The 3,834-nt window shown below is 61.9% G+C and carries 3 protein-coding genes; all 3 read right to left on the bottom strand.

The window, feature by feature from the left end:
* Positions 1–139: 139 nt before the first annotated feature.
* The 3 genes from ABWP84_RS18280 to ABWP84_RS18270 all read right to left on the bottom strand — a co-directional run bounded on the left by ABWP84_RS18280 (position 140) and on the right by ABWP84_RS18270 (position 3,146).
* The gene (locus ABWP84_RS18280) at positions 140–838 is read right to left on the bottom strand and encodes a hypothetical protein (protein WP_353213456.1); all 699 of its coding nucleotides are present in this window, start codon (positions 836–838) and stop codon (positions 140–142) included.
* Positions 839–1,223: 385 nt separating this feature from the next.
* Positions 1,224–2,501: a 3'-5' exonuclease gene (locus tag ABWP84_RS18275; RefSeq protein ID WP_353213455.1), complete on the bottom strand. Its 1,278-nt coding sequence runs from the start codon at positions 2,499–2,501 to the stop codon at positions 1,224–1,226.
* A 138-nt stretch (positions 2,502–2,639) separates the two neighbouring features.
* Positions 2,640–3,146: an ankyrin repeat domain-containing protein gene (locus tag ABWP84_RS18270; RefSeq protein WP_353213454.1), complete on the bottom strand. Its 507-nt coding sequence runs from the start codon at positions 3,144–3,146 to the stop codon at positions 2,640–2,642.
* Positions 3,147–3,834 lie beyond the last annotated feature (688 nt).

Here is a 3,834-nt window from a genome sequence, read left to right as displayed (position 1 = left end):
CTAAACCCTCTACTTTTTCTGCCCAATTCCTTTAATATATGTAAAAACACATTCGAAACGGACACCTTTTTGGAAGACCGGCCCGCAGACATCTATTGTCGCTATTCTGGGCTCTACCCAAGGCCCCCGCCGGCACCACCTAAGCCTTCCACAAGCCGCCGGCCCGCTTCAGCAGAGCAACGTATACGTCCGCATGGGTCTGGGCCTTGCCAGCCCAGGGCACAGGGGCTGGCAGCTCAGGCAACAGCCACGCCACCAAATCCTTCAGCTTGGACACGTTCATGGTCATCTCCGTCCCTGCGTCCCGTCCGAGGCACTGGGCGTGCCATTTCCCTAGCTGGGGGCACATGGTGCAGAAGCCATGCACACGAACCAGCCGGCTCCAATCGCGGGCGTCAGCGTCGAGGCCTGCACGCTGCATTTCTCGAAAGAGGAGGCCGGCGTGGAACCCAAGATGATGGGCTACAAGGCAGCCGCCGGCGTCGCAGACTGCACGGACATCTCGCATGAAGTACCGGAGTGAAGCAGCCAGCTCAGAGCCCTTCTCCTCAGCTGCCTCCTGCGAGATGCCATGGTAGCGAAAGGCCTTCTCGGAGATGGTCCAGCCATTCGGCTTGACGACCCTGGCTGCTGCTGCCGCGCCCGCTTCGTTTCGGATCATCCAGGTAATCTGCACCACGCGGGCCTCCAGGTCACAAGGCCGGCACAGCTGATAGTGGCCGTGCTCTCCGATCAAACCTTTCTCGGCCGCCCCGGGTGTCCAATCGTTGGTGACCACATCTAGACCAAGAACAAGGGGCGAGCCCGGTGATAGCTTGGCCCTGATCTCCTCCGGCATGGGCACGGCCTCCAGGGCCCCTCCAGCCTGGACAACGACCTGGGAGGCCCGCGGCACAGCCGGCGGCAGGCGCTTGACCGGGGGGCCGAAGCGAGGCCTCTTGCCCGGATGGGCTGGCGCTTCTGCAAGAGGCTCGGTCGCCAGGGGGCCGGCAGCCAGATCTGCGCACGACATCGCTCCCCGACGCTTCTACCACGGGCCCGCCCCTAGATAGCTTCGAGCCCAAGGGGGCCAGAGGGATGCAGCGTATCCAAAAAGGCCCCCCGACGAACGCGCCCAGTGCACGCAGGCTTCTTTGCTTTTAGGCCGGCGCCCGGTCTCCTGGAGGCTTGCTGCTCTGGCTCGTCTTTGTCCTGTCGCAGCTCAGCAAAAAGCGGCGCAATTCCTAGGCGCCCGCCGAGCCACTCCCCGATGCCTGCCTGGCCACATCACCGGGGGCCGAGCCGTCGCCCGGGCGCCGGCCGCCATCCAAAGCTGGTGCTCGCACCGCAGAAAGACCACGAGGCGTCGCGGGAGCCGCACTCGAAAGGCAAGCTCCCGGATCATTCGTGCCAGGGGGTGCACGCAGGCAATCCGCAGCCGGGGGGCCAGAAAGCCGGCGATGCAGCTCCTGATTTCCAGCGGCAGGCGGCAGAGGGCAAGCCTGGGCCCGCGAGGCAACACGGCCATATGGCCCCGACGTGGACAGGGTCGGGAAACGCTTGGGCCGAAAGGTTGCCCAGACCCGTTGGCGACGCAGGACATAGACTGAAGCTTTCGGGCTCGGAGGAAGCACGAGAGACGCAGCGACGATTGAAAACGTCGCGTTGTTTTTTTGACTGGCTAGCCGGCACTGGCTACACGGGCTTCCTGCAAGGTCGGCGGGCCCCTGCTGCGCCCTCAGATTCGCACAAGCCAACGCCATGCAGTCGTCCAAGGCTCGATGGGCTCGTGCCTCCACCAGCACGCCACGGCTAATCCGTTGACATTGCAGCTTGAAGCAAGCCCCCGATGCATCGGTGGCCCGCAGGACGTCCAGAGTGTCTACGTAGAGCCAATCTCCGAGGGCAGGCCTGGGCATGCTTGACCGCCAGCACATGGACATAATGAAGCCGAAGTCGAATCGGAGGCCGTTGTGGGCGGCCAGCAAGATGCGGGGAGGAGTCGAACGGAGCCGCGGCGGCTCCGGCCAGGACTCGTCCGACGAGCTGCTGTCCTCGCTCGTAGAAGCTGCAGCCGCCAGCCTGACGAGAAACTCGGCCATACGGTCGAAGGCTTCCGGAAAGGCTGGGCCTTGCAGCAGCTCGGCCGGCGAGATGCCGTGGACGCCGGTATCGGCTGGCAAGGCTACGGGCCGGACGACCGTGGAGAACGTCGCCAGAGAGCCATCAGCCAAAGCCCCAATCTCCACGATCTCGTCGCTACCCAATGAAAGACCTGTCGTTTCCAGATCTATGTATACCACCAGGGGCGGAGTGACCAAGTCTTCTGTCGCCGCCGGAGTGGCGCAGAACCACCTGGCGTGAAAAGCGCATCGCGAACCTCCGCGCAGGAGCGGGGCCGCAGCCAGGTGGCCCGAAGAGTCTAGCAGCTGCGACGTAGAAGTGATGCCGCACTGCTTGCCGGCCCTGGTCAAAGCCAGGCAGCGACAAGAGGGCGAGGGCACAAGGCGTCCTGCAGGCATGTTTGCTTGAGCTGCGCAAAGGCCACAGGAGCCGAAGGAGCAGGCACAGCAAGAGATCTTGCGCCAAGCAAAACCAAACATGCCTTATGTTCGCCCTCATTTTTTCTCGGGCTCACGCGCAAGGGGTTCATCGGTAGTCTACGGGACATTAGCAGCTACCCCGTTTGCTGGTGGCACAGCCCCCTCCGCACGGATGCGCGAAAGGTAGGCCGAATCATACGCGTCGGCGGCCAGCCGCTGAGCCAGCTCAGAGCCGCTGGCTCCTTGGCTCCCGGCGCCCGCAAGCAGCAACATCTCACGAGCGCCGCCCAGAGAAGCAGGCGGCGCCGTCAACGTGGCCTTCTGTAACGGTGTAATCCCTGCGCTGTCCTTGGTCTGGGGGCAGGCCGCCCATTCGAGGAGCTGGTGCATGAGGCCCAGCTTGCCTGTCATGGCCGCCCAATGCAACGGCGCCATGCCCGATGCGTCGGAGGCATTTGGGTCTGCGCCATGGTCAAGGAGGGCCGCCACAATCTCACGGCAATCCCATCGGACCGCCTCGGCCAAGAGTGTTCGACCCCCCACACGAACGTGCTCCAGCGGCAAGGGGTGACCGAGCAGGACATCAATGGCGGAGGCAGCCCCGGCTTCGTCTCCATGCTTCATGGCGGCAGCTGCTTCACGAGCCAGCCCTTGGACCACAGCCCACTGGCTAGGGGGGTCTTCCCAGCCATCGCACCGGCTGCCTTGGGACGCCGCTTGCATACTAGAAAGAGCAACCTGGGCCACAGTTCTGCGGAATTCGACAAGAATTCGGAAGGCTGAAGGAACAGCAGGCAAACCTGTTCCCTTCCCCATGATCGTGTTCTGTGTGTTTGACCAGAAAGGGCAACTTTGAGATATTGCCTGTGGGCCACATCGGCGCTCTCGAGCCAATCGCCGTGCCATAACTTGTGTGATTTGATGCAGAACGAGCTAAACCAAGGAAGGGCAAGCAGTCGGCCATGATTCGCTACGGCATCTTTCCGTGTGATGTGACCTGCAAATGCATTTCGGGCTGCTGCTTTGAGGCAATGCTGACGCCCTTGGGTCGACCATTGGGCCACATTTGCGCGTGTTTTGACGCGAATCAGAATGTCCACGGGGCAAGTCTGACCACCAGTCTTGCTTCAGGGGACGCCTCTGTTCCACGTGCTTTCACGCAAAAAGCGTATTTTGGTGTCACGTTTCCACAGCCGGAGGCGAGCAGCTTTAGCCGAAAATGTAGTTTTGCCTGTCCAGAGAATATATTAAATTCTTCTAAACCCTCTACTTTTTCTGCCCAATTCCTTTAATATATGTAAAAACACATTCG

Source organism: Rhodovarius sp., from assembly GCF_040399605.1.
GTDB classification, from domain to species: Bacteria; Pseudomonadota; Alphaproteobacteria; order Acetobacterales; family Acetobacteraceae; genus Rhodovarius; species Rhodovarius crocodyli_A.
This window is presented reverse-complemented; position numbering and strand designations above follow the sequence as displayed.